This window comes from Streptomyces sindenensis, from assembly GCF_014649035.1.
GTDB classification, from domain to species: domain Bacteria; phylum Actinomycetota; class Actinomycetes; order Streptomycetales; family Streptomycetaceae; genus Streptomyces; species Streptomyces sindenensis.
Genome location: NZ_BMSG01000011.1, coordinates 21,967 through 46,674, shown reverse-complemented (window position 1 = coordinate 46,674; position 24,708 = coordinate 21,967). Strand labels below are relative to the sequence as shown.

Genomic DNA, 24,708 nt, shown 5'->3' with positions numbered 1-24,708 from the left:
CCCGCGCCGCCCCGGACGGGTCAGACCTCCAGCTCCGCCTCGATCTTCTTCAGCTGGTGGCGGGCCATCGCCAGGTTCGCCCGGCTCGAGTCCAGCACCAGGTAGAGGAACAGGCCGTTGCCGCCACGGGTCTTGAGCAGCCGGATCAGGTGGTACTGGGTGCCCAGGGTGATGAGGATGTCCTCGATCTCCTCCTTGAGCCCCAGGTGTTCCATGGTGCGGAGCTTGGCGCGGATCACGTCGGTGTTGCCCGCGGCGGCGACCTCCAGGTTGAAGTCCTTGCCGCCGCCGAGCGTGCCGAGGGCCATTCCGCTCGTGTAGTCGACGAGGGCGACACCCGTGGTGCCCTCGATCGAGCTCATCGCTTCCTTCAAAGACGCTTCGGTGTTCGCCATGGTGGCTCGTTTCCTTTCCCTGGCCGGCCGTGGTGACCGGGTCCGTTTCTGTGCCGGCCGCTGGGCCGGTTTCCGTGCGGGCTGGTGCTCGGGCTTCTGCGTGATGGCTGAGTCCCGGTGGTTGTGGCGGTACGGGTGGGGGGAATCGGGCGACCGCTGCGCGCAGGCGCGTTACGTGGGGCGTTGCGGCAGGGCGCGGTCGGGTGCGGTGGCCGGGCGCGGCGGCGCGGCACGGGGAGTGGCCGCGGCGGGGCGCTCGACGCGCTCCAGCGCGGTGTCGACGAGTTCGCCGATGCGGGCGCCCGCGCGGCGGCCCTCCAGATGGAGCCGGCCGACGTTGATGCGGTCCTCGGCGAGCAGGGTCAGGACGGCGGAGGAGCCCGCGGCGTAGGTGGCGATGTAGCCGCTGCCGCCGCGGACCAGCAGTTCCCGGAAGCCGCCCCGGCCGGTGGCGTCGGTCATGCGGATGGAGACGCCGAGGGCGGCGGCGGTGAGGGCGGCGACGCCCTCCGCCTCGACGCCCGGGGTGTCGTGGGCCAGGACGAGCCCGTCGGTGGAGGCGGCCAGCGCCCCGGAGAGCAGCGGGACCCGGGCGCGTAACCGCTGGAGCTCGTCGAGGACATCACGCACTTCGGCCTCGGGCACCATCAGCTGTCTCCTCCCGGCACGCTGTCTGAGCGCGCGTATCACAGGGCCTCCAATGCGTCTCGGAGTCGGCGCAGCAGGGCGATATCGGGGTCGGCCGTCACCTCGGGGAGTGGGATCCGGCGCGGCGTCGCGGCGGCCGGCAGGGGCTGGGCGCGGACCGCCGCCACCAGACCGGCCGCGGCGAGCCGTCGCAGGTCGACCAGGATGTGGAACGCGGAGCGGCCCAGGGCCTGCGCGATGTCCGAGGCCGTACGGACCCCGTCGACCAGCTCCAGGAGCCGGCGTTGCCGGGCCGGGACCGGGGCGTCTGGCCCGTGGGCCGTCCGCAGGAGCGGGGCGCTGTCGCAGGCGGGATCGGGCCAGATCCGGTCCAGGAACTCGCGTCTGCGCAGCGTCTCGCGTTCCACGGCGGCCACCGGCACGGGCCGCACCGGACCGATCCAGTGCGCCACCCCGTAACGGAAGCGGGCGGGCGTCCCGGTCGGGGCGAGGGCGAAGAACGCGGCGTCGTACAGCGCGCCCAGATGGCACAACTCCAGCGCGCCGCCCGGCACATGACCGCTGTCCACCAGATAGCGGCCGACCCGGCGGCCCGCCCCGGCCTGCGCCACCGCGTCCCACCAGCCCTCGTGCCGCAGGGTTCCACCGGTGGTGAGCAGGACGTCGATGCCGGGGGTGGCGGGGCTCTCGGCGTGCACGACCTGGCCGTCGGCGAGGTAGAGCGTGCCGCGGTCGCGCATCAGGGCGCCGGTGGCGCGCTCGGCGGCCAGGCGCTGGAGCATCGGGGAGAGGACCGGCAGCCGGTCCGTCGCGGGTGCGTCGGGGTCGGCGGCTATCGCGCTCATGCCAGCACCAGCCGCTCGGCCAGCTCACCGAGCCGCCTCCGGGCGAGCGCGAGGTTGCCCGCCGAGCGGTCCATCCAGAGGTGCAGGAAGACGCTGCTGTCGAATGCCGTCTCCACGAATCGGAGCATGTGGTATCCGTCATGGGTGGTGACGATGACGTCCTCGACGGGCGTGCTCGGTGGCTCCGCGGTCCGTTCGCCCTCGGCGCCGAGGCGGGCGAAGGCGGGCTGTTCGGCGGTCATCCGGGCGACCTCCGCGGTCTCGGCGGCGGTCGCCTCGTGGTCGCCGTTGGGGGAGTCCCCGATGGTGCCGAGGGCGAGACCGCTCGTCCAGTCGACCACCGAGGCGCCCCGGGCACCGGGCAGCCTCATGACTTCGAGCAGGCACTCGTCGATTCCGGGCACGCGGATTTCCCCTCCCGACGTGGCGTACGGCTGTAACGCAGAGGCTACGCATCGTGCTCACGCCTGGTGGAGGTTCTGGCATTTTCCTTTGGTACATGCCCTCCGGGGTGTAAAGGGGCGGCTGAAATGTGGTGGCCGGGGGGCGCTGTGATGTCCGGTCAGGGGGCGTCGGCGCCGGACCTCTCGCGGGCGGTCATCACCGCCCTGTTGAGCACCCAGAGCCCGATCCCGATGAGCAGCAGGACTCCGGCGCGCACGTACACGTCGGAGCCCCGGTCGGCGAGCGGGCTCGCCAGGATCAGCGAGGTGAGCGCGCCGAGCACCGGAAGCGCCGTGGGCGTACGGAAGTGGGGGTGGTCCACCGGGTCCCCGCGCAGCACCAGCACGGCGATGTTGACCACGGCGAAGACGCAGAGCAGCAGGAACGAGGTGGTGTCGCCGAGCCCTTCGATCTCGCCGGTGGAGACCAGGCCGATCGCCAGGGCGGAGACGAAGACGATCCCGACCCAGGGGGTGCGCCGGCCGGCCAGTACCTTGCCCATCGCGGGCGGCAGGATGCGCTCGTTGGCCATGCCGTAGCAGAGCCGCGAGGCCATCATGATGTTGATCAGCGCCGAGTTGGTGACGGCGAACAGCGCGATCAGCGCGAAGAGTTTCGGCGGGAAATCGACGCCCCCGGCCTTCACCACCTCCAGCAGCGGGCCGCTGGACCCCGACAGGGTGCGGGAGTCGACCAGGAGTGAGGAGATCAGGGCGACCAGGACGTAGATGGTGCCGGTGACGCCCACGCCGATGAAGATGGCGCGGGGGAAGTTCCGGGCCGGGTTCTTGGTCTCCTCGGCCATGTTCACCGAGTCCTCGAAACCGACGAAAGCGAAGAAGCCGAGCGCGGTGGCGCCGAGGACGCCGGTGAGCAGGGCGTATCCGGTGCCGCCGGTCTCGATCTGGGTCAGCCGGGAGGGTTCGCCCTCGCCGCTGAGGACGGCGTACGCGCCGATCGCGAGGATCACCGCGAGCCCGCTGACCTCGACCAGGGTCAGGACCACGTTCGCCTTGACCGACTCGGCGACCCCGCGCAGGTTGATCGCGGCCAGGGCGAGGACGAACAGGACCGCGATCAGGGTCGGCGGCACGGCGTCGGTGAACTCGCCCAGATAGTCGCCGCTGAACGCCCGTGCCGCCGCGCTCGCCGAGGAGAGGCCCGAGCACATGACCATGAAGGCCACGACGAAGGTCAGGAAGGGGACCTTGAACGCCTTCTGGGTGTAGAGCGCGGCCCCGGCCGCCTTCGGGTACTTGCCGACCAGCTCCACGTACGAGGCCGCCGTCAGCAGCGCGACGACGAAGCCGATCGCGAACGGCAGCCACAGCGCGCCGCCGATCTTGCCCGCCACGTCTCCGGTGGTGGCGTAGATGCCGGTGCCGAGGATGTCGCCGATGACGAAGAGGACCAGCAGCTTGGGGCCGAGGGCCCGCTTGAGCGGCGGCGATCCGCCGTCCTTCCCGGTCGGCCGGGCGCTTGCGGGTGGGTCGGGAGTGCTCATCGGTGCCTCCGGGGCGGCCGCTGGTGCGGGGGTGGGAAACACGTCTTCCCGATCGCGACGCGAACCGCACCTGTTGACTACGACTATTCAGAGCATCAGGATGTGAATAGTTTTCCACCGTCGCGAGGAGGCACCGCCATGTCAGGACCCCGCCCCGTACGGGCACCGCGCGGCAGCGCACTGACCGCCCGGGGATGGCAGCAGGAAGCCGCCCTGCGCATGCTGCAGAACAACCTGGACCCCGAGGTCGCCGAGCACCCCGACAAGCTCGTCGTCTACGGCGGCACCGGGAAGGCGGCCCGCGACTGGCGCTCGTTCGACGCGATGGTCCGCACCCTCCAGACGCTCAAGCAGGACGAGACGATGCTCGTCCAGTCCGGGCGGCCGGTCGGTGTCATGCAGACCCACGAGTGGGCGCCGCGCGTGCTCATCGCCAACTCCAACCTGGTCGGCGACTGGGCCAACTGGGAGGAGTTCCGCCGCCTGGAGCAGCTGGGTCTGACCATGTACGGCCAGATGACCGCCGGGTCCTGGATCTACATCGGCACCCAGGGCATCCTCCAGGGCACCTACGAGACCTTCGCCGCCGTCGCCGCGAAGAAGTTCGGCGGGACGCTGGCCGGGACGATCACCCTGACCGCCGGTCTCGGCGGCATGGGCGGCGCCCAGCCCCTCGCCGTCACCATGAACGACGGCGTCGCGATCTGCATCGACGTCGACCCGCGCGCCATCGAGCGCCGCATCGAGCACCGCTATCTGGACGTGAGGGCCGACAGCCCGGAGCACGCCCTCCAGCTCGCCATCGAGGCCCGCGACCGGCGCAAGCCCCTCTCCATCGGCCTCCTCGGCAACGCGGCCGAACTGCTGCCCCGGATGCTCGCCGAGGGCGCGCCGATCGACATCGTCACCGACCAGACCAGCGCCCACGATCCGCTGGCCTACCTGCCGCTCGGCGTCGACTTCGACGACATGGCCACCCTCGCCGCCGAGAAGCCCGCCGACTTCACCCGGCGCGCCCGCGAGTCGATGGCCCGCCACGTCGAGGCCATGGTCGGCTTCATGGACGCCGGCGCCGAGGTCTTCGACTACGGCAACTCCATCCGCGGCGAGGCCCAGCTCGCCGGGTACGACCGCGCCTTCGACTTCCCCGGCTTCGTCCCCGCCTACATCCGCCCCCTCTTCTGCGAGGGCAAGGGCCCCTTCCGCTGGGCGGCCCTCTCCGGCGAGGCCTCCGACATCCACAAGACGGACAAGGCGATCCTGGACCTCTTCCCGGAGAACGAGTCGCTGCACCGCTGGATCAAGATGGCCGGCGAGCGCGTCCACTTCCAGGGGCTGCCCGCCCGGATCTGCTGGCTCGGCTACGGCGAGCGCGACAAGGCCGGCGAGCGCTTCAACGACATGGTCGCGAGCGGCGAACTGGCCGCCCCGCTGGCCATCGGCCGCGACCACCTCGACTGCGGCTCCGTCGCCTCCCCGTACCGCGAGACCGAGGCCATGCTCGACGGCTCCGACGCCATCGCCGACTGGCCGCTGCTCAACGCCATGGTCAACGTCGCCTCCGGCGCCTCCTGGGTCTCCCTCCACCACGGCGGCGGCGTCGGCATGGGCCGCTCCATCCACGCGGGCCAGGTCTCCGTCGCCGACGGCACGAAGCTGGCCGGCGAGAAGATCCGCCGCGTCCTGACGAACGACCCCGGCATGGGCGTCATCCGCCATGTCGACGCCGGCTACGACATCGCGGAGACCGTCGCCGCGGACAAGGGCGTACGCGTGCCGATGACGGAGGGCAACTGATGCCCACGGGCACCTCGGGGCAGGGCCCGGCCGGCGCGGCCGGGCCCACCCCTCCCGCCCCGGGGCGGCAGCCGTGGCGCGCCGGGGACTCCTTCCTCTCGATGTGGCGGGAGCTGGCTCCCGTCGGACGCCACCCCGACAGCGGCGGCTACCGGCGCTACGCCTGGTCGGCGGCCGACCTCGACTGCCGGGCCTGGTTCCGCGCGCAGGCCGAGGCGCGCGGGCTCGCGTACGAGACCGACCGCAACGGCAACCAGTGGGCCTGGCTCGGCGACCCCCTGGCCGGGGATGCCGTCGTCACCGGCTCCCACCTGGACTCCGTCCCGGACGGCGGGGCCTTCGACGGCCCCCTCGGGGTGGTCTCCTCCTTCGCCGCGCTCGATGAACTCCACCGCAGGGGAGTGGAGTTCACCCGACCGCTGGCCGTCACCAACTTCGGTGACGAGGAGGGGGCCCGCTTCGGCCTGGCCTGCGTCGGGTCCCGGCTCGCCGCCGGCCAGCTCGCCGTCGCCGACGCCCACCGCCTGAGGGATGCGGACGGGACCACCCTGCCCGCCGCCATGGAGGCGGCCGGATACGACCCCGGCACCATCGGCCCCGACCCGGAACGCCTCGCCCGCATCGGCGCGTTCGTCGAACTCCACGTCGAGCAGGGCCGCGCCCTCGACCTGACCGGCGACCCCGTCGGCATCGCCTCCGCCATCTGGCCGCACGGCCGCTGGCGGTTCGACTTCCGGGGCGAGGCCAACCACGCGGGCACCACCCGGCTCGTCGACCGCCGCGACCCGATGCTCACGTACGCCGAGACCGTGCTCGCCGCCCGCCGCGAGGCCGAACTGACCGGCGCGCTCGCCACCTTCGGCAAGATCGCGGTCGAGCCCAACGGGGTCAACGCCATCCCCTCCCTCGTCCGCGGCTGGCTCGACTCCCGCGCCGCCGACCAGGCCACCCTCGACGCCGTCGTCAGCGGCGTCGAGCGCGCCGCCCGGGAGTACGCCGAGCGGGCCGGGATCGACCTCGACGTCGTCCGCGAATCGTTCACGCCCGTCGTCGAGTTCGAGCACGCCCTGCGCGACGAGCTGGCCAAGATCCTGGAGGGCGGCGGCGACACGGGGCGGCCCGTTCCCGTCCTCGGCACCGGCGCGGGCCACGACGCGGGTATTTTGTCCGCCTCGGTGCCCACCGCCATGCTCTTCGTACGGAACCCCACCGGCATCTCGCACTCACCCGCCGAGCACGCCGCCGAGGACGACTGCACGGCCGGGGTCGAGGCACTCGCCGACGTACTGGAAGGTCTCGCGTGCAGCTGACACAACGGACGACGGGCGCACCCGTCACCGCGACCTACTGGATGGACCACGCCTGGCTCGGCACGCACGTCGAACCGGGTGTCACCCTGGACGTCGCGGACGGCCGCATCGCCGGGATCAGGACCGGGGTCGAAACACCCCCGCCCGGCGCGACCGCGCTGCGCGGCCTGACCCTCCCCGGCCTCGCCAACACCCACTCCCACGCCTTCCACCGGGCCCTGCGCGCCACCGTCCAGGTGGGCACCGGGACCTTCTGGACCTGGCGCGAGCTGATGTACCGCACGGCGGACCGGCTCACCCCGGACACCTACTTCGACCTGGCCCGCGCCACGTACGCCGAAATGGCCCTGGCCGGCATCACCTCCGTCGGCGAATTCCACTATCTGCACCACGCCCCCGGCGGCACCCCCTACGCCAACCCGAACGCCATGGGCGAGGCGCTCATCGCGGCCGCCGCCGAGGCCGGGATCCGGATCACCCTGCTGGACACCGCCTATCTCGCCGCCGGATTCGGCGAGCGGCCAGGCCGGCACCAGCTGCGCTTCTCCGACACCACCGCCGAGGCCTGGGCCGAGCGCGCCTCCCTCCTCAAGGGCGACGACCACACGCTGATCGGCGCGGCGATCCACTCCGTCCGGGCGGTCCCGGCGGACCAACTGGCCACCGTGGCGCGGTGGGCCGAGGAGCGGGAGGCCCCGCTCCACGTCCACCTCTCCGAGCAGCCGGCGGAGAACGACGCCTGCCGGGCCGCCCACGGCCGCACCCCCACCCGGCTGCTGGCCGACCACGGGGTCCTCGGCCCGCGCACCACCGGCATCCACAACACGCACTTGACCGAGGCGGACATCGAGCTGCTGGGCTCCTCGGCGACGGGCACCTGCATGTGCCCCACCACCGAACGCGACCTGGCCGACGGCATCGGCCCCGCCACCGCCCTCCAGAAGGCGGGCTCGCCGCTCTCGCTGGGCAGCGACAGCCATGCCGTGATCGACCTCTTCGAGGAGGCCCGGGCGATGGAGCTCAACGAGCGGCTGCGCACCCACATCCGGGGCCACTGGACGGCCGCCGCCCTGCTGAGGGCCGCCTCCGCCGACGGGCACGCCGCGCTGGGCCGCCCCGACGCGGGCGTCCTGGAGCCGGGCGCCCCCGCCGATCTGACCACCGTCGCCCTGGACTCCGTCAGGACGGCGGGACCGGTGCCCCGACTGGCAGCGGAGACCGCCGTATTCGCCGCCTCCGCCGCTGATGTGCGGCACACGGTCGTGGCGGGGCGGCACATCGTCCGGGACGGCCGTCACACACAGGTCGAGGACGTGCCCCGGGCGCTCGCGACCGCCATCGCCGCCCTGCACGGCTGAGCCCGGGACGCGCCCCCTCCGCACGACTCACCCGGGACCGCCCGGAGCCCCGGGACCGCCCGGAACGCAGGGACCGCGCGGAGCCCCGGGAACCCCCAGACCCCCCGGAACGCAAGGAGAACACTCTCCAGATGACGACCACCGCCGTCACCCACATCGCCAGCCTGGTCACCAATGACCCCTCCCTCGGCAACGGGACCCCCCTGGGCCTGATCCAGGACGCGGCCGTCGTCATCGAGGGCGACCGCATCGTCTGGACCGGTGAATCCAGCAAAGCACCCGCCACTGACAACGTCCTCGACGCGGCCGGCCGCGCGGTCGTCCCGGGCTTCGTCGACTCCCACTCCCACCTGGTCTTCGCGGGCGACCGCACCCAGGAGTTCAACGCCCGCATGTCCGGGCAGCCCTACCGCGCGGGCGGCATCCGCACCACCGTCGCCGCCACCCGGGCCGCGACCGACGAGGAGCTGTCCGCCAACGTCGCCCGCTACCTCGCCGAGGCCCTGCGCCAGGGCACCACCACCTTCGAGACCAAGTCCGGCTACGGCCTCACCGTCGAGGACGAGGCCCGCGCCCTGCGCATCGCGGGCCGCCACACCGACGAGGTCACCTACCTCGGCGCCCACATCGTGTCCCCCGACTACGCCGACGACCCCGCCGGATACGTCGACCTGGTCACCGGCCCGATGCTGGAGGCCTGCGCCCCGCACGCCCGCTGGATCGACGTGTTCTGCGAGCAGGGAGCCTTCGACGGCGACCAGGCCCGCGCCATCCTCACCGCGGGCCGCGCCAAGGGGCTGCACCCGCGCATCCACGCCAACCAGCTCAGCTACGGCCCCGGTGTCCAGCTCGCCGTCGAGCTCGACGCGGCGTCGGCCGACCACTGCACCCACCTCACCGACGCGGACGTCGACGCGCTCGGCCAGGGCCGCACGGTGGCCACGCTGCTCCCGGGCGCGGAGTTCTCCACCCGCGCCGCCTGGCCCGACGCCCGCCGCCTCCTCGACGCCGGGGCCACCGTCGCGCTCTCCACGGACTGCAACCCCGGCTCGTCGTTCACCTCGTCCATGCCGTTCTGCGTCGCGCTGGCCGTACGCGACATGGGGATGACCCCGGACGAGGCGATCTGGTCCGCCACCGCGGGCGGAGCCGCGGCCCTGCGCCGCACCGACATCGGCCGGATCACCCCCGGTGCCCGCGCCGACCTGGTCCTCCTCGACGCCCCGAGCCACGTTCACCTCGCCTACCGCCCAGGCGTCCCGCTGGTCAGCGCGGTGTGGCGGAGCGGAGAGCGGGTGGTGTGACGGGCGCCCCGGCGGCCCACAGGCGGAAGGACCGGCCCCCACACGCGGAAGGACCAGGCCCCCACACACGGAAGGACCCGCCCTCACACGCGGAAGGACCCGCTCCCGGCGATCCGGGGCGGGTCCTTCCGCGGTGCTCCTCGGCTCCCCCTGGACCCCGTAGCGGGGCGGCGGGCCGGGTGGGTCACTCCTCCAGGGTCAGACCCTTGCGGAGCTTGGTCAGCGTGCGGGAGAGCAGCCGGGAGACGTGCATCTGCGAGATGTTCAGCTCCTCACCGATCTCCGACTGCGTCATGTTGCTGACGAAGCGGAGCGAGAGGATCATCCGGTCCCGGGCGGGCAGCGCGGCGATCAGCGGCTTCAGCGACTCGACGTACTCGATGCCTTCGAGCCCGTGGTCCTCGTAACCGATGCGGTCCGCGAGGGCGCCCTCGCCCTCGTCCTCCTCGGGCTTGGCGTCCAGCGAGCTGGCGGTGTACGCGTTGCTCGCGGACATGCCCTCGACGACCTCGTCCGGGGTGATGCCGAGACGCTCGGACAGCTCCGCCACGGTGGGCGCGCGGTCCAGCTGCTGGGAGAGCTCGTCGCCCGCCTTGGCCAGGTCGAGCCGCAGCTCCTGGAGCCGGCGCGGTACGCGCACGGACCAGCTGGTGTCACGGAAGAAACGCTTGATCTCGCCGACGATCGTCGGCATCGCGAAGGTCGGGAACTCCACGCCGCGGCTCAGCTCGAACCGGTCGATCGCCTTGATCAGGCCGATGGTGCCGACCTGGACGATGTCCTCCATCGGCTCGCTGCGGGAGCGGAACCGGGAGGCGGCGAACTTGACGAGCGCGAGGTTCAGCTCGACGAGGGTGTTGCGGACGTAGCTGTACTCGTGGGTGCCCTCTTCGAGGGACTCCAGCCGCTCGAAGAGCGTCTTCGACAGGGCCCTGGCGTCCAGAGCGCCCACTTCGGCGTACGGCGGTATCTCGGGAAGCCCTTCGAGTCCTTCGAGGGACTCACCGGCCCCTCCGAGGTTCTCACCGAACCCTTCGAGGCTCTCACCGGAAGCGCCGGAGAAGTCTGAGGTGGTGCTGGTGGTGCCGGTGGTACGAGGGGTACCGGTGGTGCCGGCGCGCGGGCCGGGGACGGCTCTCGCGGCGGGGGAGTCGGAATTGGTCGGTCCCTGAGGACATGCCGACGACGCGTTCTGGGTACGCGCTACGTCGAGCCGGGGTGACATGGTTCTCCTCCATCGTTCTCGGCATATGGCTGCCGATGCCCATACGTGTTCCTGCGGTGAAGCGGCGCCTCCGAAGCCGGTCGCATTTCTGGTGTCCCTCTACCCATACCCGGTCTCGACCAGCAGTGACAAGCGCCAATTGCTGCTATATGTCCGGTTTGTTGAGGTCTCCGACTACCGTGTGGCGTTCGGAACGCGTACTGTTTTACGCACGTCGGCGGCAGCTACGCATACAGCCGCGCAGGCAGTGACGCGCACAGTGACGAACGGCGAAGAGGGACAGGCATGGACCGCGGGACGGTCGGCAGTGCGAACCGAGGTCGACTTCAGGTCGATGCCCGGACCGAGGGGCGCAGCGAGGTGGTGACCCCGGTCGGTGAGCTCGATCACCACACCGCGGATCTGCTGCGCGAGCCCCTGGAGAGTGCGGTCGAGCAGGGGCGGTCACGCCTGGTGGTCGACTGCTCCCGCCTGGATTTCTGCGATTCCACCGGGCTGAACGTGCTGCTCGGCGCCCGCCTCAAGGCGGAGGCGGCCGGAGGGGGCGTCCATCTGGCCGGAATGCTGCCCGTCGTGGCGAGGGTGTTCGAGATCACCGGCGCCGAGGCGGTCTTCACCGTCCACGCCACGCTCGAAGAGGCCCTGGCCACCTGACCCGGGCACGGCCGTGCGACCGCGGACATTCCCGATGTCGGCTGCGTCACGCGATCGTGTGCCTCAAGTGGGTGTTGTTGCGACATGGCAGGGCAGGAGACACCCCGGCGGTGCCCCGCAAAGGCTCCGGCACACTCGGTAACTGATCACTTTCTGTTCAACGGCGACATGGCGACATGGCGAATCGGTGAGGTGAAGCGCTGATGAGCACCACCCGGCAGCATCCGCCGGGCGACCTCGGTCGCGAGCCGGACGGAGCGGGCGCAGCCTCGCCCGTCCCGGCCGAGCGGCAGTGGCGCACGCTCTCGCTCGCACAGGCCGGGGGCATCGTCCCGACGGCCCGGGACTTCGCCCGGCAGGCGCTGCACGACTGGGGCTGGCTCCCGGCGTCCACCGCCGACCGCAGGGCCGCCGCCGAGGATGTCCTGCTGGTCGTCTCCGAGCTGGTCACCAACGCCTGCCTGCACGCGGAGGGCCCCGAGGAGATCCGCATCGCCCGCACCCCCAAGGGGCTGCGGGTGGAGGTCGTCGACCGGGGTGCCGGACAGCCCGCCCCCCGTACGCCGCACCGCGCCGGCCGCCCCGGGGGCCACGGCATGTTCATCGTGCAGCGCCTCTGCCTCGACTGGGGCGTGCTGCGTACGCCGGACGCGCCGGGCAAGACCGTCTGGGCGGAGCTCGCCGCTCCGGCGTAGGGCCCGCTCCTCGCCCCCTCATCGAACCACCGCACCGAAAAGAGCGCGCCGGATCGGCGCGCTCTTTGTCTTCCCTCCATCAGGCCCCGGGCGTACCTTGAGCGGCCAATCTGATGTGCCGTCAGCAATGTGTGCGCGTAAGCATCATGGCGGGCGGCGGCGTCCGGCAAGAGGGGAACACGAGGTGCCGAACCGGAAACGGACAACTCTCGCGCTGGCGGCCGCGCTGGCGGGCTCGATCGTGGCGGCGGGCGCGCCTGCCGCGTACGCCCAGGTCGTGGACGTCAACTATCAGTGCGTGACGCCCATCGGCCCCAAGGGGGCCGTCTCGCCCATCGACATCAAGAGCGTCAAGAGCGGCGGTGGCTACAAGCTCACCATGTCCTTCCAGAAGGGTGTCTCCTCCAGCCCGGTCGAGCTGGGCAAGGGGGCCATGAACCCGAGTGCCGTGATCGAACTGGGCGGAGCGGAGACGGGCAAGGTCCAGGTCTCCGGCCCGGCGAACGCCGAGGCGATCCCGGCCAACACCCCGATCAAGATCAGTGACCTGTCGGGGACGTACACCCCGAAGAAGAGCGGCAAGGTCACCTTCACCGCCGGGGTCCTCACCATCAAGGCCCTCGGTACGACCACCACCTGTACGCCCAGGAACAGCCCCGGCCCGTCCCTCGAACTCGACGTCGAGGGGGCGGGCGGCTCGTCGGGCGGCGGCTCGACCGGGGGATCGACCGGCGGGTCCACGGGAAGCGGCTCCACGGGAAGCGGCTCCACGGGCGGTGCCACCGGAGGCGCTTCGGGCGGCGGCGAACTGCCCCGCACCGGCCCCCTGGACTCGGCGGTGGCGCTCGGCACGCTCGGCGGCACCGTGCTGCTGGCCGGAGCGGCCGGGGTGCTCTGGCTGACCCGGCGCGGACAGCGGCCCACGGGCTGACCACGGCATGGGGGAAGCGTACGACCCGTGAGAGGCGCACGGCCCGTACGCCGCCGTCGCCGCCGGAAGGCAAGGAGCCGCCCATGTCGCCACCCGCCCCGCGCCTTTGGCGGGCGCTGCCCGTCCTCACGGCGGTGCTCGCCGCCCTGCTGTACGGGCTCGCGCCCCCGGCAGCCGCCGACGACGGTCCCGCGGACTGGACGGCCCGGCCCGCCGGGACCGGCAGCGGCCGGGACGCCCGGCCGTACGTCTATCTGGAGGGCGCGCCCGGCGCGGTCCTCCAGGACCGCCTCGCGGTGACCAACTCGGGGCGGGCCCCGCTGACCGTACGGCTCCGGGGCGACGGCCGGGCCGGGGGCTGGATCAGGTTCGCCGAGGACACGGTCACCGTCCCGGCCCGCACCCGCGCCGATGTGCCGCTCGCCCTCACGGTGCCGCCCGACGCGGTGCCCGGCGACGCCTCCGGGGAGGCCGTGGCCATCGGCGGGGGCGAGGAGGTCCGCGTACCGGTCCGGGTCCGGACCGTCGGCGCGACACTCGCGGCGCTCACCGTCGAGGACGTCGAGATCTCCGGTGGGACGATCAGGTACGCCCTGGTCAACCGGGGCAACGCGACGCTGAGGCCGCGGCTGGCGGTGCGCGCCGAGGGCGTGTTCGGCACGCTGCTGGACCGCCCGGAACGGCCCCTGCCGCTGGAACTGGCCCCCGGCCGGAGGGCCGAGCGGACCGAACCCTGGCCCGACGCCCCGGCCCTGGACGCGGTGACCGTACGCCTGCGGGTCACCGCGCCGGGGGGTGTCCGCGACGAGGCGGAGGCCTCGGCGACGTACCTCCCGGTGGGCCCGGCCGTCGGCGGCGGGCTGCTGCTCCTCGGCGGCCTGGCCGTGTTCGCCTCCGGCGCGTACCGGAGGCGGCGGCCCACGGGGCGCACGGCCCCGCAACCACTCAGGGGCGAGGCACAACCCCCGACGGCCACAGAACCGTTGCTGAAGGCGGGAGCGAAGACGTGACGCGGCAGCCCGAACGCGAAGCCCCCCGCACCCTTCTCCGGCCCGCCCGGCCCGCCCGGCCCGCCCGGCCTGCCCGGCCTGCTCGGCCCATCCGACCTGTCGGCAGGCCGCACCTGACCGCCCTCCTGGCCCTCCTCGCCCTGCTGCCCGCTCTGCTGGTCCTCACGGCACCGGGCGCGCGGGCGGCCGACGGCGACCCTGCCGTCAGCCTGTCCAAGAAGGAGGCGGGCAAGGGTGGGGAGATCACCGTCAGCGGCAGCGGCTGGCGGCCCGACGCGCTGCTGATGCTGCTGATCTGCGGTCGGTCCACGCCGGAGCGGGGTGTCATCGGCGGCACCAACTCCTGCGCCAACGCCGACGGCCGCGCCGTCACGACCGACAAGAAGGGCGCCTTCCGCAAGAAGCTGCCGGTGTCCGAACCCCCACAACCCTGCCCCTGCGTGGTGCACGTCGCCACGGTGACGGGTGAACAGGCGCTGTTCGACGCGGAGTTCACGGTGGCGGGCCATCCGACGGCGGATCTGCCGAGGCAGAGCGGCGACGGGAGGCTCGCGGTGCTGGCCACCGCGCGTCTGGAAGGCGACAGCTCCCTGCTGACCTGGTTCGGGGCCCCGCCCGCCCGCAGGCTGGTCTTCACCGTCGGCAATCCCGGCTCCGCCCCCCTCCAGGACCCCGTCTTCGAGATCGGCACCGCACACGGCGTCTACGCCCCGCAGTGGGAGGAACGCCAGTGGCGCGGCACGGTCGCGCCCGGTGGCAAGGCGCGGATCGAGCTGCCGGTCGAGCTGTCGGCGGGCGCGCACGGGGACTACCAGGTCTCCCTTCGGTACGGGGACAAGGTGCTGGCCGAACAGCCGTGGGGGGTGGCCCGGCCGTGGGGCGTCACCCTCTTCTGGGTCCTGCTCTGCCTGGTCGTCCCGGCGGCGGTCTTCCGTATCGGCATGGCGATCGTGGACAAGGTCCGGCCCCGCCCCGCCGGCGCGCACCGCATGCGGAGGACGGCCGGGCTCCCCGACGCGACCTCCGCCGACCCCACGGACGCGAACACGACCACGGCGGTGCTGCCGTGGTTCACCCCGGACTCCGCACCGTCAGAGAACCGACCCCCACCCACGACGAAGGGACAAGCGTGAGAACGCAACGGAGGATGAGCGCGGCGGGAGTCGCGCTGATGCTCGGCGGCGCGGGCATCCTGATGGCCGCGAGCCCGGCCCGGGCCGCCGAGGTCAGTTACGCGACGGAATGCGTCCCGCCGCCGATCTCGGGACTGCCCGCCGTGCAGGGCACCACGAAGGTGGAGCTGGCCGCTCCGGCCGAGGCGAAGGTGGGCGACCAGATCGAGGTCGTCTGGAAGACGGTCGAGGCCGCTTCCAAGAACCCGGACGTGCTGGACCTGGGGGCGGACACGGTCAAGCCGACCGGAACCGTCACCCTGGGCGGCACGGCGAGCGGCGAACTGAAGCTGGAGGGCCCCCGGCAGAACCCGCCGATCCCCAAGAACAGCCCCATGGTGCTGCCCGACATGAAAGGCACGCTGAAGCTGGAGAAGGCCGGGGAGATCACGCTGACCCCGGGCGCGTACACCATCAACGTGTCCAAGCCGATCTCGACGGACACCAAGTGCGCGCCGAAGGAAGAGGTGCGGCCGGGCGCCACGATCAAGGTCACCGAGGGCGGCGGCTCCACCTCCGGTGGTACGACCACGGGTGGCTCGGACTCCGGCGGTACGACGACGGGTGGCTCGGACTCCGGCGGTACGACGACGGGTGGCTCGGACTCCGGCGGTACGACGACGGGTGGCTCGGACACCGGCGGTACGACCACCGGAGGCACGGACTCCGGCGGCGCCACGTCCGGAGGCGGTGACGGCGGAAGCACCGGCGGCGGGGGAGGCGGGACCGACTTCCCCGGCAAGGAGGTGTCCGTCGCCTACGCGTGCAAGACCCCCATCGGGGACAAGAACGCCACCTCGCCGGTCCGCATCAGCGCCAAGAAGAGCGGCGGCGACTACGCCCTGACGGTGAAGTTCAGCAAGTCCGTGATGGACAGCCCGATCGACATCCCGGCCAACCAGGTCAAACCGTCCATGGACGTCAAGCTCGGCGGGGCGGACAACGGCACGGTCACGGTCGAGGGGCCGCTGAACAAGGAAGTCATCAAGACCGGCGCCCCGATCGAGATCCCGGATCTCACGGGCACGTACAAGCCCGGTGCGAGCGGGAAGTCCACGCTCAGCCCGGGCGTCCTGACCGTGATGGCCGCCGGTACGACGACCACCTGCACGCCGCCCGCCGATGTGGCCGTCTCCCTGGAACTGGACACCTCCGCCCAGCCGGGCGGCGCGTCCGGCGGCAGCGGCAGCGGCGGCGCGGCGGGCTCCGGCGGAGCCGCGGCGTCCGGCGGTGGCACGGACTCGGGTGGCGGCCTGGCCGCCACCGGGGCCGAGGACGGCGGTGCGCTGAGAGCGCTCGGCCTGGTCGCCGGCACGGCGATCCTGCTGGGCGGCGCGGTGTTCACGTTCACCCCGTGGCGGAAACTCCGCGCCACACGCTGAGCGCTCCCGACGCGTCACGCGGTCCCACCACGACACGCGCTCCGGCACGTCACGCGCTTCCACCACGACACGCGGTCCCGACGGCGAGACGCGGTCCCGACGGGACCGCGTCCCGGCATGACAGAGGGCCGCCGCACCGGAACACTCCGGTGCGGCGGCCCTCGGCCGTACGTACCTCCCCCCGAGGGGACCTACGGGGCGTGCGTCAGCGGACGTCACCCATGAGCTGCTTGACCTTGCCGCGGTACATGAAGATCGCGATACCGGCGGCGACGGCGAGCGTCGCCTCCAGGGCCACGACCCCGGTGCCGTTGAGCTCCACACCGGCCAGCGAGAGCAGACCCGTGGTGCAGTCACCGGCGGTGACGGCCAGGAACCAGACACCCATCATCTGGCTGGCGTACTTCGCCGGCGCCATCTTCGTGGTGACGGAGAGGCCGACCGGGGAGAGCGTCAGCTCGGCCACGGTCTGGATGAAGTAGATCGCGACCAGCCACATCGCGGCGGCCTTGTGGCCGTCACCCGCGATGGTCAGCGGCATCAGGAAGACGAAGAACGAGGCGCCGACCAGCACGAGGCCGGAGCTGAACTTCACGATCGTGCTCGGCTCCTTGCCACGCCGGTTCAGGGCGAGCCAGAAGGTGGCGAAGACCGGCGCGAGCGCCATGATCAGGACCGGGTTGACCGACTGGTACCAGGAGACCGGGAAGTCCCAGCCGAAGATGCTGTTGTCGGCCGAGGACTCGGCGAAGATCGAGAGCGTCGAGCCGCCCTGGTCGTAGATCATCCAGAAGATGGCCGCGGCCACGAAGAACCAGATGTACCCGGTCATCTTCGACTGCTCGGCGGGGCTGAGCTCCTTGTCGCGCTTGATGCGCGCGAGGACCATCACCGGAATGACCAGACCCGCGATCGTGATCGGGACCAGCAGCCAGTTCAGCGTGTAGACGCCGGTGACGACCGTGCCGATGTAGAAGACGGCGGCGACGCCCAGCCAGATCATCGACTTGCGCAGCGTGGCCGCGCGCTCGTCCTTGGAGAGCGGCTTCGGGACGACGAGGCTGCGCTCGTTCAGGTGGCGGGTGCCCATGAGGAACTGGACCACGCCCAGGCCCATGCCGAGCGCGGCGAGGGCGAAGCCGAGGTGCCAGTTGACGTTCTCGCCCACGGTGCCGATCACCAGGGGAGCCGCGAAGGCGCCCATGTTGATGCCCATGTAGAAGATCGTGAAGCCACCGTCGCGGCGCGGGTCGTCCGGGCCGTCGTAGAGGTGGCCGACCATCGTGGAGATGTTGGACTTCAGCAGGCCGGAGCCGATGGCCACCAGGCCGAGACCCGCGAAGAAGGTGCCCTCGGAGGGCAGGGCCAGGGTCAGGTGGCCGAGCATGATGATGCCGCCCGCGATGGCGACGGTCTTGCGCGGACCCCAGACCCGGTCGCCGAACCAGCCGCCGGGCATGGCGAGCAGGTACACCAGCGACAGGTAGACGGAGTAGATCGCGGTCGCCGTGCCGGCATCCATGTCGAGCCCGCCGGGCGCGATCAGGTAGAGGGGAAGCAGTGCCCTCATGCCGTAGTAGCTGAAGCGCTCCCACATCTCCGTCATGAAGAGTGTGGCCAGGCCGCGGGGGTGGCCGAAGAAGGTCTTCTCGCCGGAACTGGGCGAGTCCTTCGTCAGGCTGGACGCCATGGTCGATCCTTGCTGGTCGGGACGCGCCGCCTCATGAGCGGTACGCGCCCGGTGGGGGGCAGCCGGCACCGGCGCGGCGTACCCCGTCCCCACGCCTGAGGGGGACGTGCTCCATGCGACCGGGCTCCTGGCGGGGCTCGGCGTGGAGCGGGGAAGAACCGCGTCGGGATCCACACCCGGGGCGCGTTCGCGCGTCCCGGGCCCGGCTCACAGGTCATTCACTCAGAGCGGGCCGGCGGGAACCGGCCCCGCACACAAAAGGGACCCTTGGCGCTCATGGCTGCCCAAAGGTCCTTGAGTAGTGCAACAGGCGTCGGGACACCATACGACACGACACGGCGGGATATGAAAGGACTTGAGAGATGGATCACAGGTCCTGATGGAACCAGACTCCCACATTCAAAGGCCCCCGTCCTCTTTGTGGCACTGACCCGCAGGTGACGTCGCGGGCCTCACGGCGGGCTGCCCGGCCGGACTACCATCAGTCCATGACCCGTGTACTGCTCGCCGAGGACGACGCATCCATCTCGGAGCCCCTGGCCCGCGCACTGCGTCGGGAGGGTTACGAGGTCGAGGTCCGCCAGGACGGTCCGACCGCGCTCGACGCCGGACTCCAGGGCGGTATCGACCTGGTCGTCCTCGACCTGGGGCTGCCCGGGATGGACGGTCTCGAAGTCGCCCGCAGACTCCGGGCCGGCGGCCACACCATCCCGATCCTGGTGCTGACGGCCCGCGCGGACGAGGTCGACACGGTCGTCGGCCTGGACGCGGGCGCCGACGACTACGTCACCAAGCCGTTCCGGCTCGCCGAGCTGCTCGCCCGGGTCCGCGCCCTGCTGCGCCGCGGCTCCTCCGAGCCCGTCCCGCAGCCCGCCACCCACGGCGTCAGGATCGACGTGGAGTCGCACCGGGCCTGGATGGGCGAGGAGGAACTCCAGCTCACCGCCAAGGAGTTCGACCTGCTGCGGGTCCTCGTCCGGGACGCCGGCCGGGTCGTCACCCGCGACCAGCTGATGCGCGAGGTCTGGGACACCACCTGGTGGTCCTCCACCAAGACCCTCGACATGCACATCTCCTGGCTGCGCAAGAAGCTCGGCGACGACGCCGCCAATCCGCGGTACATCGCCACCGTCCGGGGCGTCGGCTTCCGGTTCGAGAAGAGCTGACGTACGAAGCACCCATGCCTCCCATGCGTCCTGCGTCTCCCCTGCGTCCTGTGCGTCCTGTGCGTCCTGCGCGTCCTGCGTCTTCTGAGAACCGCCCCGACGGCCCCCTGAGGCGGCGGGCATGCGCCGTCGGCTGATCAACTCCACGCTTGCCGTGGTGCTCGTCGTCATCGCCGTCTTCGGCGTCTCGCTGGTGATCGTGGAGACCCGCACCATCAGCGCCAGCGCCCAGGAGAGCGTCGAGTCCGAGGCGCTCCGGCTGATCAGCGTGGTCGAGAGCCGGCTGCTGGGGGAGGAGACGATCAACTCCGGCGTGCTGGCCGAACAGATCGACCCGGCCCGGTACGCGCTGATCGAGATCCCCGGCCGCGAGCCCATCTCCGTCGGCGACCGCCCCACCGGCTCCGTCCTGCGCGCCACCGAGACCGGGGAGGGGGGCGAGAAGGTCACCGTCGAGGAGTCCCGCTCGTCCGTCACCCGCGAGGTCGGGCGCACCCTCCTGATCATCGGCGCGGTGGCGCTGCTGGCGATCGTCTCGGCCGTGCTCCTCGCCGTACGCCAGGCCAACCGGCTGGCCTCCCCGCTCACCGATCTCGCCGAGACCGCCGAACGCCTGGGCTCCGGGGACCCCCGCCCGCGCCACAAGCGGTACGGAGTGCCCGAGCTGGACCGGGTCGCCGACGTCCTGGACTCCTCGGCCGAGCGGATCGCCCGGATGCTGACCGCCGAACGACGGCTGGCCGCGGACGCCTCGCACCAGTTGCGGACACCGCTGACCGCGCTCTCCATGCGGATCGAGGAGATCTCCGTCACCGACGACCCCGAGACGGTCAAGGAGGAGGCGAACATCGCCCTCACCCAGGTGGAGCGCCTCACCGACGTCGTCGAGCGGCTCCTGACGAACTCCCGCGACCCGCGCACCGGCTCCGCCGTCGTCTTCGACCTCGACGAGGTCATCAAGCAGCAGATCGAGGAGTGGCGCCCCGCCTACCGCTCCACGGGCCGGGCCCTCGTCTGCTCCGGCAAGCACGGGCTGCGGGCCGTCGGCACCCCGGGCGCGGTCGCCCAGGTCCTGGCGGCGCTGATCGAGAACTCCCTGATGCACGGCGGCGGCACCGTCGCCCTGCGCACCCGGGTGACCGGCAACCAGGTGGTCATCGAGGTCACGGACGAGGGCCCCGGCGTCCCCGCCGAGCTGGGGGCGCGGATCTTCGAGCGGGCCATCAGCGGCCGCAACTCCACCGGCATCGGCCTTGCCGTCGCCCGCGACCTCGCGGAGGCGGACGGCGGGCGGCTGGAACTGGTCCAGCAGCACCCGGCGGTCTTCGCGCTCTTCCTCAGCCGGGTCCCGGTCGACCGCAGGACCCCTGAGCGCCCGGTGCGCTGAACAACGACGGACGCGCCACGCCGGTTCCGTACGAGGCCGGAATCCGGCTCCGTACGAGGCCGGGCCTCAGTTCCGTACGGGACCGGGCTCTAGGGTCTCCGTCGGCCGCCGCTGCTCCAGAAACCACTCCGCGGAGCGCGCGGCCTCCTCTGCGGGAAGGGTCTCCGCGCGAGGGGTCTCCGAGGGAGGGGCCCCTGCCGCAGGGGTCTCGACGGGCGGAGCCCCGACGAGCGGCGCCTCCACGGACCGGGCCTCCACGGACCGGGCCTCCATGAGCGGGGCCTCCACGGGACGGATCTCGGCGGGGAGCGCCTTGAAGACCCACGTCCGGTAGGACCAGAAGCGGAAGAGGGTCGCGAGCCCGATGCCGAGGACCTTGAAGACGTTGCTCTGGACCGGGCTGTTCCAGCCGAAGCCGTACGTCGCCAGATACAGCACACCGTTCTCGATCACCGCGCCCGCCGCGCTGAACAGCAGGAAGAGCGTCAGCTCGCGGGTCCGGCCGGTCTTGTCGCGGTCCCGGTAGGTCCAGTAGCGGAAGCCCACGTAGTTGCAGAGGATCGCGACGAAGGTCGCCAGCACACTCGCCCGGACGACCTGGAGGTCCGTCGTGTGCCGGAGCAGGTTGAAGACGGCGATGTTGACCAGCAGTCCCACCGCGCCGACCGCGCCGAACTTGGCCACCTCCCGGGCCAGCAGATCAAGCCGGGTCCGCAGTGCGCCCCGTTCGCTCATGGTGATCGCTCAGTCCGTCCGCTCGATGGCGTCGACGCAACCACGTCAACCCCGCCATGCTAACCAGCCCACCCGTGTGACGCCCGTGAGTCCGCGGGGGCGGGCCCGTGCGGCCATCCGTACGGCCGTCCGGGAACCACCGGCGTGGCGGATACCCTGGAGGCGTGACGTTCCCGGTAGTCGGCATGGTCGGCGGCGGTCAGCTCGCCCGCATGACCCACGAGGCGGGTATCCCCCTCGGCCTGAAATTCAAGCTGCTCAGTGACACCCCCCAGGACTCGGCGGCCCAGGTGGTCAGCGAGGTCGTCATCGGCGACTATCGCGACCTGGACACCCTGCGCGCCTTCGCGCGCGGCTGCGACGTGATCACCTTCGATCACGAGCATGTGCCGACCGAGCATCTGCGTGCCCTGGAGGCGGACGGCATCCCCGTGCGCCCCGGCCCCGATGCCCTGGTGCACGCCCAGGACAAGGGGGTGATGCGCGCCAGGCTCCTGGAGATCGGGGCACCCTGCCCCCGCCACCGCATCGTGAGCGACCCGGCCGACGCCGCCGCGTTCGCCGAGGAGGTCGGGGGCTTCCCCGTCATCCTCAAGACCGTGCGCGGCGGATACGACGGCAAGGGCGTGTGGGTGGTCCGCTCCGAGGCGGACGCCGCCGACCCGTTCCGCGCCGGGGTCCCGGTCCTCGCGGAGGAGAAGGTCGACTTCATACGGGAGCTGGCGGCCAACATCGTCCGCTCGCCGCACGGCCAGGCCGTCGCCTACCCGGTCGTCGAGTCCATCCAGGTCGACGGCGTCTGCGACACGGTGATCGCCCCGGCCCCGGACCTCTCCGAGGAGCTGGCCGGCGATGCCCAGCAGCTCGCGCTGCGCATCGCCGCCGAGCTGGACGTCGTCGGCCACCTCGCCGTCGAGCTGTTCGAGACGCGGAGCGCCGACGGCACCCCCGGCATTCTGGTCAACGAGCTGGCGATGCGCCCGCACAACTCCGGCCACTGGACCCAGGACGGCGCGATCACCTCGCAGTTCGCCAACCACGTACGGGCGGTCCTCGACCTCCCGCTCGGCGACCCGCGCCCCCGCGCCCCCTGGACGGTCATGTGCAACGTCCTGGGCGGCGACTACCCGGACATGTACCAGGGCTACCTGCACTGCATGGCCCACGACCCGCAGCTCAAGATCCACATGTACGGCAAGGACGTGAAGCCCGGCCGCAAGGTCGGCCACGTCAACACCTACGGCGACGATCTGGCGGACGTGCGGGAGCGCGCCCGGCACGCGGCCGACTACCTGCGAGGAACGATCACCGAATGACTCCCCCCTCCGCACCGGCGCCCGTGATCGGCATCGTGATGGGCTCCGACTCCGACTGGCCCGTCATGGAGGCGGCGGCCAAGGCGCTCGACGAGTTCGAGATCCCGTACGAGGTCGACGTCGTCTCCGCCCACCGCATGCCGCGCGAGATGATCGCGTACGGCGAGGAGGCCGCGGGCCGTGGTCTGAAGGCGATCATCGCGGGCGCGGGCGGAGCGGCCCACCTGCCCGGCATGCTGGCCTCGGTCACCCCGCTGCCGGTCATCGGCGTCCCGGTGCCGCTGAAGTACCTGGACGGCATGGACAGTCTGCTCTCCATCGTCCAGATGCCCGCCGGGGTGCCGGTCGCCACCGTCTCGGTCGGCGGAGCGCGTAACGCGGGCCTGCTCGCCGCCCGGATCCTCGCCACGCAGGACCCCGCGCTCCAGGAGCGGATGCGGGAGTTCCAGCAGGAGCTGAACGACCAGGCCACCGAGAAGGGCAAGCGGCTGCGCTCCAAGGTCCAGGGCTCGGACTCCTTCGGCTTCGGAAAGTAGGGGGCGGCCCCCATGGACCACCTCGCCCGCGCCCGTGAACTGCTGGCCGCCCACCCCGTCGTCGACGGCCACAACGACCTCCCCTGGGCCCTGCGCGAACAGGTCGGCTACGACCTCGACGCCCGGGACATCGCCGCCGACCAGCGCGGCCTGCTCCACACCGACCTGAGCCGGCTGCGGGCCGGCGGGGTCGGCGGGCAGTTCTGGTCGGTGTACGTCCGCACCGACCTGACAGGCGACGCGGCGGTCAGCGCCACCCTGGAGCAGATCGACGTCGTCGGCGAGCTGATCGCCCGCTACCCGACGCATCTGCGGCGGGCGCTCACCGCCGACGACCTGGAGAAGGCCCGCGCCGAGGGACGGATCGCCTCCCTGATGGGCGCCGAGGGCGGCCACTCCATCAACAACTCGCTGGGCACCCTGCGCGCCCTGTACGACCTGGGCGTCCGCTACATGACGCTCACCCACAACGACAACATCGACTGGGCCGACAGCGCGACGGACCTGCCGCGCCTCGGCGGTCTCTCCGCCTTCGGCCACGAGGTCGTCCGCGAGATGAACCGCATCGGCATGCTGGTCGACCTCTCGCACGTGGCGGACGGCGTCATGCGCGACGCGCTCGCCACCAGCACCGCCCCGGTGATCTTCTCGCACTCCTCGGCCCGCGCCGTCTGCGACCACCCGCGCAACATCCCCGACGACGTGCTGGCGGCCCTCCCGGCCAACGGGGGCGTCGCGATGGCGACCTTCGTCCCGAAGTTCGTGCTGCCCGAAGCCGTCGCCTGGACCCTGGCCGCCGACCGCAACATGCGCGAGCACGGTCTGCACCACCTCGACACCACCCCGGTCGCGATGCGCATCCACGAGGACTTCGAGGCGGCCCACCCGCGCCCCGAGGCCACCGTCGCCACCATCGCGGACCACCTCGACCACATGCGCGCGGTCGCGGGCATCGACCACATCGGCATCGGCGGCGACTACGACGGCACGGCGTTCACCCCGCGCGGCCTGGAGGACGTCTCCGGCTACCCGAACCTGATCGCCGAGCTGCTGCGACGCCACTGGTCCGAGGGCGACCTCGCCAAGCTGACCTGGCAGAACTCCGTACGGGTGCTGCGCGACGCGGAAGCCGTGGCCCGCGACGAGCAGAGCGGGCGCGGCCCGTCCCACGCCACGATCGCGGAGTTGGACGGCTGACGCCCCG

22 protein-coding genes and 1 pseudogene are annotated in these 24,708 nt (G+C 72.0%); 15 read left to right on the top strand and 8 right to left on the bottom strand.

The genetic code is table 11. The features are described from left to right. Positions 1–20: 20 nt before the first annotated feature. The 5 genes from IE145_RS14720 to IE145_RS14700 form a co-directional block, all read right to left on the bottom strand. The gene (locus IE145_RS14720) at positions 21–395 is read right to left on the bottom strand and encodes a roadblock/LC7 domain-containing protein (RefSeq protein WP_006125087.1); all 375 of its coding nucleotides are present in this window, start codon (positions 393–395) and stop codon (positions 21–23) included. 171 nt (positions 396–566) lie between these two features. Continuing rightward, positions 567–1,043: a roadblock/LC7 domain-containing protein gene (locus tag IE145_RS14715; protein WP_189525506.1), complete on the bottom strand. Its 477-nt coding sequence runs from the start codon at positions 1,041–1,043 to the stop codon at positions 567–569. 38 nt (positions 1,044–1,081) lie between these two features. Continuing rightward, positions 1,082–1,888: a transcriptional regulator gene (locus IE145_RS14710; RefSeq protein WP_189525505.1), complete on the bottom strand. Its 807-nt coding sequence runs from the start codon at positions 1,886–1,888 to the stop codon at positions 1,082–1,084. Further along, complete coding sequence (locus tag IE145_RS14705) at positions 1,885–2,292, bottom strand: hypothetical protein (protein WP_189525504.1); 408 nt, start codon at positions 2,290–2,292, stop codon at positions 1,885–1,887. The genes IE145_RS14710 and IE145_RS14705 overlap by 4 nt, the downstream gene beginning before the upstream one ends. A 158-nt stretch (positions 2,293–2,450) precedes the next feature. Next, positions 2,451–3,836 carry an APC family permease gene (locus IE145_RS14700; RefSeq protein WP_189525503.1) on the bottom strand — a complete coding sequence of 462 codons (1,386 nt, stop codon included), beginning with the start codon at positions 3,834–3,836 and terminating at the stop codon, positions 2,451–2,453. A 138-nt stretch (positions 3,837–3,974) separates the two neighbouring features. On the opposite strand from IE145_RS14700, the gene hutU reads away from it, so the two are divergent. The 4 genes from hutU (at position 3,975) to hutI (ending at position 9,605) form a co-directional block, all read left to right on the top strand. Further along, a complete protein-coding gene (gene hutU / locus IE145_RS14695) occupies positions 3,975–5,633 on the top strand; it encodes a urocanate hydratase (RefSeq protein ID WP_189525502.1) in 1,659 nt (552 codons plus the stop codon). Continuing rightward, entirely contained in the window at positions 5,633–6,943 is a 1,311-nt protein-coding gene (locus IE145_RS14690; protein ID WP_189525501.1) for an allantoate amidohydrolase, read from the top strand. The genes hutU and IE145_RS14690 overlap by 1 nt, the downstream gene beginning before the upstream one ends. Further along, on the top strand, positions 6,934–8,301 hold the full coding sequence (locus IE145_RS14685) for a formimidoylglutamate deiminase (RefSeq protein ID WP_189525500.1): 1,368 nt from the start codon (positions 6,934–6,936) through the stop codon (positions 8,299–8,301). The genes IE145_RS14690 and IE145_RS14685 overlap by 10 nt, the downstream gene beginning before the upstream one ends. A gap of 131 nt (positions 8,302–8,432) precedes the next feature. Continuing rightward, the gene (gene hutI / locus IE145_RS14680) at positions 8,433–9,605 is read left to right on the top strand and encodes an imidazolonepropionase (RefSeq protein WP_189525499.1); all 1,173 of its coding nucleotides are present in this window, start codon (positions 8,433–8,435) and stop codon (positions 9,603–9,605) included. A 184-nt stretch (positions 9,606–9,789) separates the two neighbouring features. On the opposite strand, the gene IE145_RS14675 is transcribed toward hutI, so the two are convergent. Continuing rightward, positions 9,790–10,830 (bottom strand): RNA polymerase sigma factor SigF, encoded by a 1,041-nt coding sequence (locus tag IE145_RS14675; protein WP_189525498.1) that lies wholly within the window; start codon positions 10,828–10,830, stop codon positions 9,790–9,792. 285 nt (positions 10,831–11,115) lie between these two features. On the opposite strand from IE145_RS14675, the gene IE145_RS14670 reads away from it, so the two are divergent. The 6 genes from IE145_RS14670 to IE145_RS14645 all read left to right on the top strand — a co-directional run bounded on the left by IE145_RS14670 (position 11,116) and on the right by IE145_RS14645 (position 16,674). Continuing rightward, a complete protein-coding gene (locus IE145_RS14670) occupies positions 11,116–11,484 on the top strand; it encodes an STAS domain-containing protein (protein ID WP_189525497.1) in 369 nt (122 codons plus the stop codon). 203 nt (positions 11,485–11,687) lie between these two features. Further along, positions 11,688–12,179: an ATP-binding protein gene (locus IE145_RS14665; protein WP_189525496.1), complete on the top strand. Its 492-nt coding sequence runs from the start codon at positions 11,688–11,690 to the stop codon at positions 12,177–12,179. Positions 12,180–12,363: 184 nt separating this feature from the next. Then, complete coding sequence (locus IE145_RS14660) at positions 12,364–13,110, top strand: peptidase (RefSeq protein ID WP_189525495.1); 747 nt, start codon at positions 12,364–12,366, stop codon at positions 13,108–13,110. Positions 13,111–13,193: 83 nt separating this feature from the next. Continuing rightward, positions 13,194–14,120, top strand: coding sequence for a COG1470 family protein (locus tag IE145_RS14655; RefSeq protein ID WP_189525494.1), 927 nt, complete (start codon positions 13,194–13,196; stop codon positions 14,118–14,120). 89 nt (positions 14,121–14,209) lie between these two features. Then, positions 14,210–15,253, top strand: coding sequence for a hypothetical protein (locus IE145_RS14650; protein WP_189525613.1), 1,044 nt, complete (start codon positions 14,210–14,212; stop codon positions 15,251–15,253). A 14-nt stretch (positions 15,254–15,267) separates the two neighbouring features. Continuing rightward, the gene (locus IE145_RS14645) at positions 15,268–16,674 is read left to right on the top strand and encodes a hypothetical protein (RefSeq protein ID WP_189525493.1); all 1,407 of its coding nucleotides are present in this window, start codon (positions 15,268–15,270) and stop codon (positions 16,672–16,674) included. Positions 16,675–16,879: 205 nt separating this feature from the next. Here the strand turns inward: IE145_RS14645 and IE145_RS14640 are convergent, their stop codons facing one another. Next, on the bottom strand, positions 16,880–18,364 hold the full coding sequence (locus IE145_RS14640; RefSeq protein ID WP_189525492.1) for an oligopeptide:H+ symporter: 1,485 nt from the start codon (positions 18,362–18,364) through the stop codon (positions 16,880–16,882). Between the two features lie 488 nt (positions 18,365–18,852). On the opposite strand from IE145_RS14640, the gene IE145_RS14635 reads away from it, so the two are divergent. Both IE145_RS14635 and IE145_RS14630 read left to right on the top strand, forming a co-directional pair. Continuing rightward, positions 18,853–19,530, top strand: a complete 678-nt coding sequence (locus tag IE145_RS14635) for a response regulator transcription factor (protein WP_006125067.1) — start codon at positions 18,853–18,855, stop codon at positions 19,528–19,530. A 121-nt stretch (positions 19,531–19,651) separates the two neighbouring features. Continuing rightward, positions 19,652–20,917, top strand: coding sequence for a sensor histidine kinase (locus IE145_RS14630; protein ID WP_189525491.1), 1,266 nt, complete (start codon positions 19,652–19,654; stop codon positions 20,915–20,917). Positions 20,918–21,214: 297 nt separating this feature from the next. On the opposite strand, the pseudogene IE145_RS14625 reads toward IE145_RS14630, so the two are convergent. Next, a pseudogene (locus tag IE145_RS14625) lies at positions 21,215–21,652 on the bottom strand (GtrA family protein); the annotation flags it as partial. A 164-nt stretch (positions 21,653–21,816) separates the two neighbouring features. Between IE145_RS14625 and IE145_RS14620 the strand changes: the two are divergent. Genes IE145_RS14620 through IE145_RS14610 form a run of 3 tightly spaced genes read left to right on the top strand, consistent with a single transcriptional unit; the run spans position 21,817 to position 24,701 of the window. Further along, complete coding sequence (locus tag IE145_RS14620) at positions 21,817–22,968, top strand: 5-(carboxyamino)imidazole ribonucleotide synthase (RefSeq protein ID WP_189525489.1); 1,152 nt, start codon at positions 21,817–21,819, stop codon at positions 22,966–22,968. After that, positions 22,965–23,504: a 5-(carboxyamino)imidazole ribonucleotide mutase gene (gene purE / locus IE145_RS14615; RefSeq protein WP_189525488.1), complete on the top strand. Its 540-nt coding sequence runs from the start codon at positions 22,965–22,967 to the stop codon at positions 23,502–23,504. Before IE145_RS14620 ends, purE begins: the two co-directional genes overlap by 4 nt. A gap of 12 nt (positions 23,505–23,516) precedes the next feature. Continuing rightward, positions 23,517–24,701 (top strand): dipeptidase, encoded by a 1,185-nt coding sequence (locus tag IE145_RS14610; RefSeq protein WP_189525487.1) that lies wholly within the window; start codon positions 23,517–23,519, stop codon positions 24,699–24,701. Positions 24,702–24,708 lie beyond the last annotated feature (7 nt).

What these genes read in the sequence shown, in the direction of transcription:
- IE145_RS14700 (WP_189525503.1), bottom strand. Translation starts at nt 3,836, where the DNA reads ATGAGCACTCCCGACCCACCCGCAAGCGCCCGGCCGACCGGGAAGGAC.
- IE145_RS14690 (WP_189525501.1), top strand. Translation starts at nt 5,633, where the DNA reads ATGCCCACGGGCACCTCGGGGCAGGGCCCGGCCGGCGCGGCCGGGCCC.
- IE145_RS14710 (WP_189525505.1), bottom strand. Translation starts at nt 1,888, where the DNA reads ATGAGCGCGATAGCCGCCGACCCCGACGCACCCGCGACGGACCGGCTG.
- IE145_RS14720 (WP_006125087.1), bottom strand. Translation starts at nt 395, where the DNA reads ATGGCGAACACCGAAGCGTCTTTGAAGGAAGCGATGAGCTCGATCGAG.
- IE145_RS14715 (WP_189525506.1), bottom strand. Translation starts at nt 1,043, where the DNA reads ATGGTGCCCGAGGCCGAAGTGCGTGATGTCCTCGACGAGCTCCAGCGG.
- IE145_RS14670 (WP_189525497.1), top strand. Translation starts at nt 11,116, where the DNA reads ATGGACCGCGGGACGGTCGGCAGTGCGAACCGAGGTCGACTTCAGGTC.
- IE145_RS14675 (WP_189525498.1), bottom strand. Translation starts at nt 10,830, where the DNA reads ATGTCACCCCGGCTCGACGTAGCGCGTACCCAGAACGCGTCGTCGGCA.
- IE145_RS14665 (WP_189525496.1), top strand. Translation starts at nt 11,688, where the DNA reads ATGAGCACCACCCGGCAGCATCCGCCGGGCGACCTCGGTCGCGAGCCG.
- IE145_RS14655 (WP_189525494.1), top strand. Translation starts at nt 13,194, where the DNA reads ATGTCGCCACCCGCCCCGCGCCTTTGGCGGGCGCTGCCCGTCCTCACG.
- IE145_RS14610 (WP_189525487.1), top strand. Translation starts at nt 23,517, where the DNA reads ATGGACCACCTCGCCCGCGCCCGTGAACTGCTGGCCGCCCACCCCGTC.
- hutU (WP_189525502.1), top strand. Translation starts at nt 3,975, where the DNA reads ATGTCAGGACCCCGCCCCGTACGGGCACCGCGCGGCAGCGCACTGACC.
- purE (WP_189525488.1), top strand. Translation starts at nt 22,965, where the DNA reads ATGACTCCCCCCTCCGCACCGGCGCCCGTGATCGGCATCGTGATGGGC.
- IE145_RS14645 (WP_189525493.1), top strand. Translation starts at nt 15,268, where the DNA reads ATGAGCGCGGCGGGAGTCGCGCTGATGCTCGGCGGCGCGGGCATCCTG.
- IE145_RS14635 (WP_006125067.1), top strand. Translation starts at nt 18,853, where the DNA reads ATGACCCGTGTACTGCTCGCCGAGGACGACGCATCCATCTCGGAGCCC.
- hutI (WP_189525499.1), top strand. Translation starts at nt 8,433, where the DNA reads ATGACGACCACCGCCGTCACCCACATCGCCAGCCTGGTCACCAATGAC.
- IE145_RS14630 (WP_189525491.1), top strand. Translation starts at nt 19,652, where the DNA reads ATGCGCCGTCGGCTGATCAACTCCACGCTTGCCGTGGTGCTCGTCGTC.
- IE145_RS14640 (WP_189525492.1), bottom strand. Translation starts at nt 18,364, where the DNA reads ATGGCGTCCAGCCTGACGAAGGACTCGCCCAGTTCCGGCGAGAAGACC.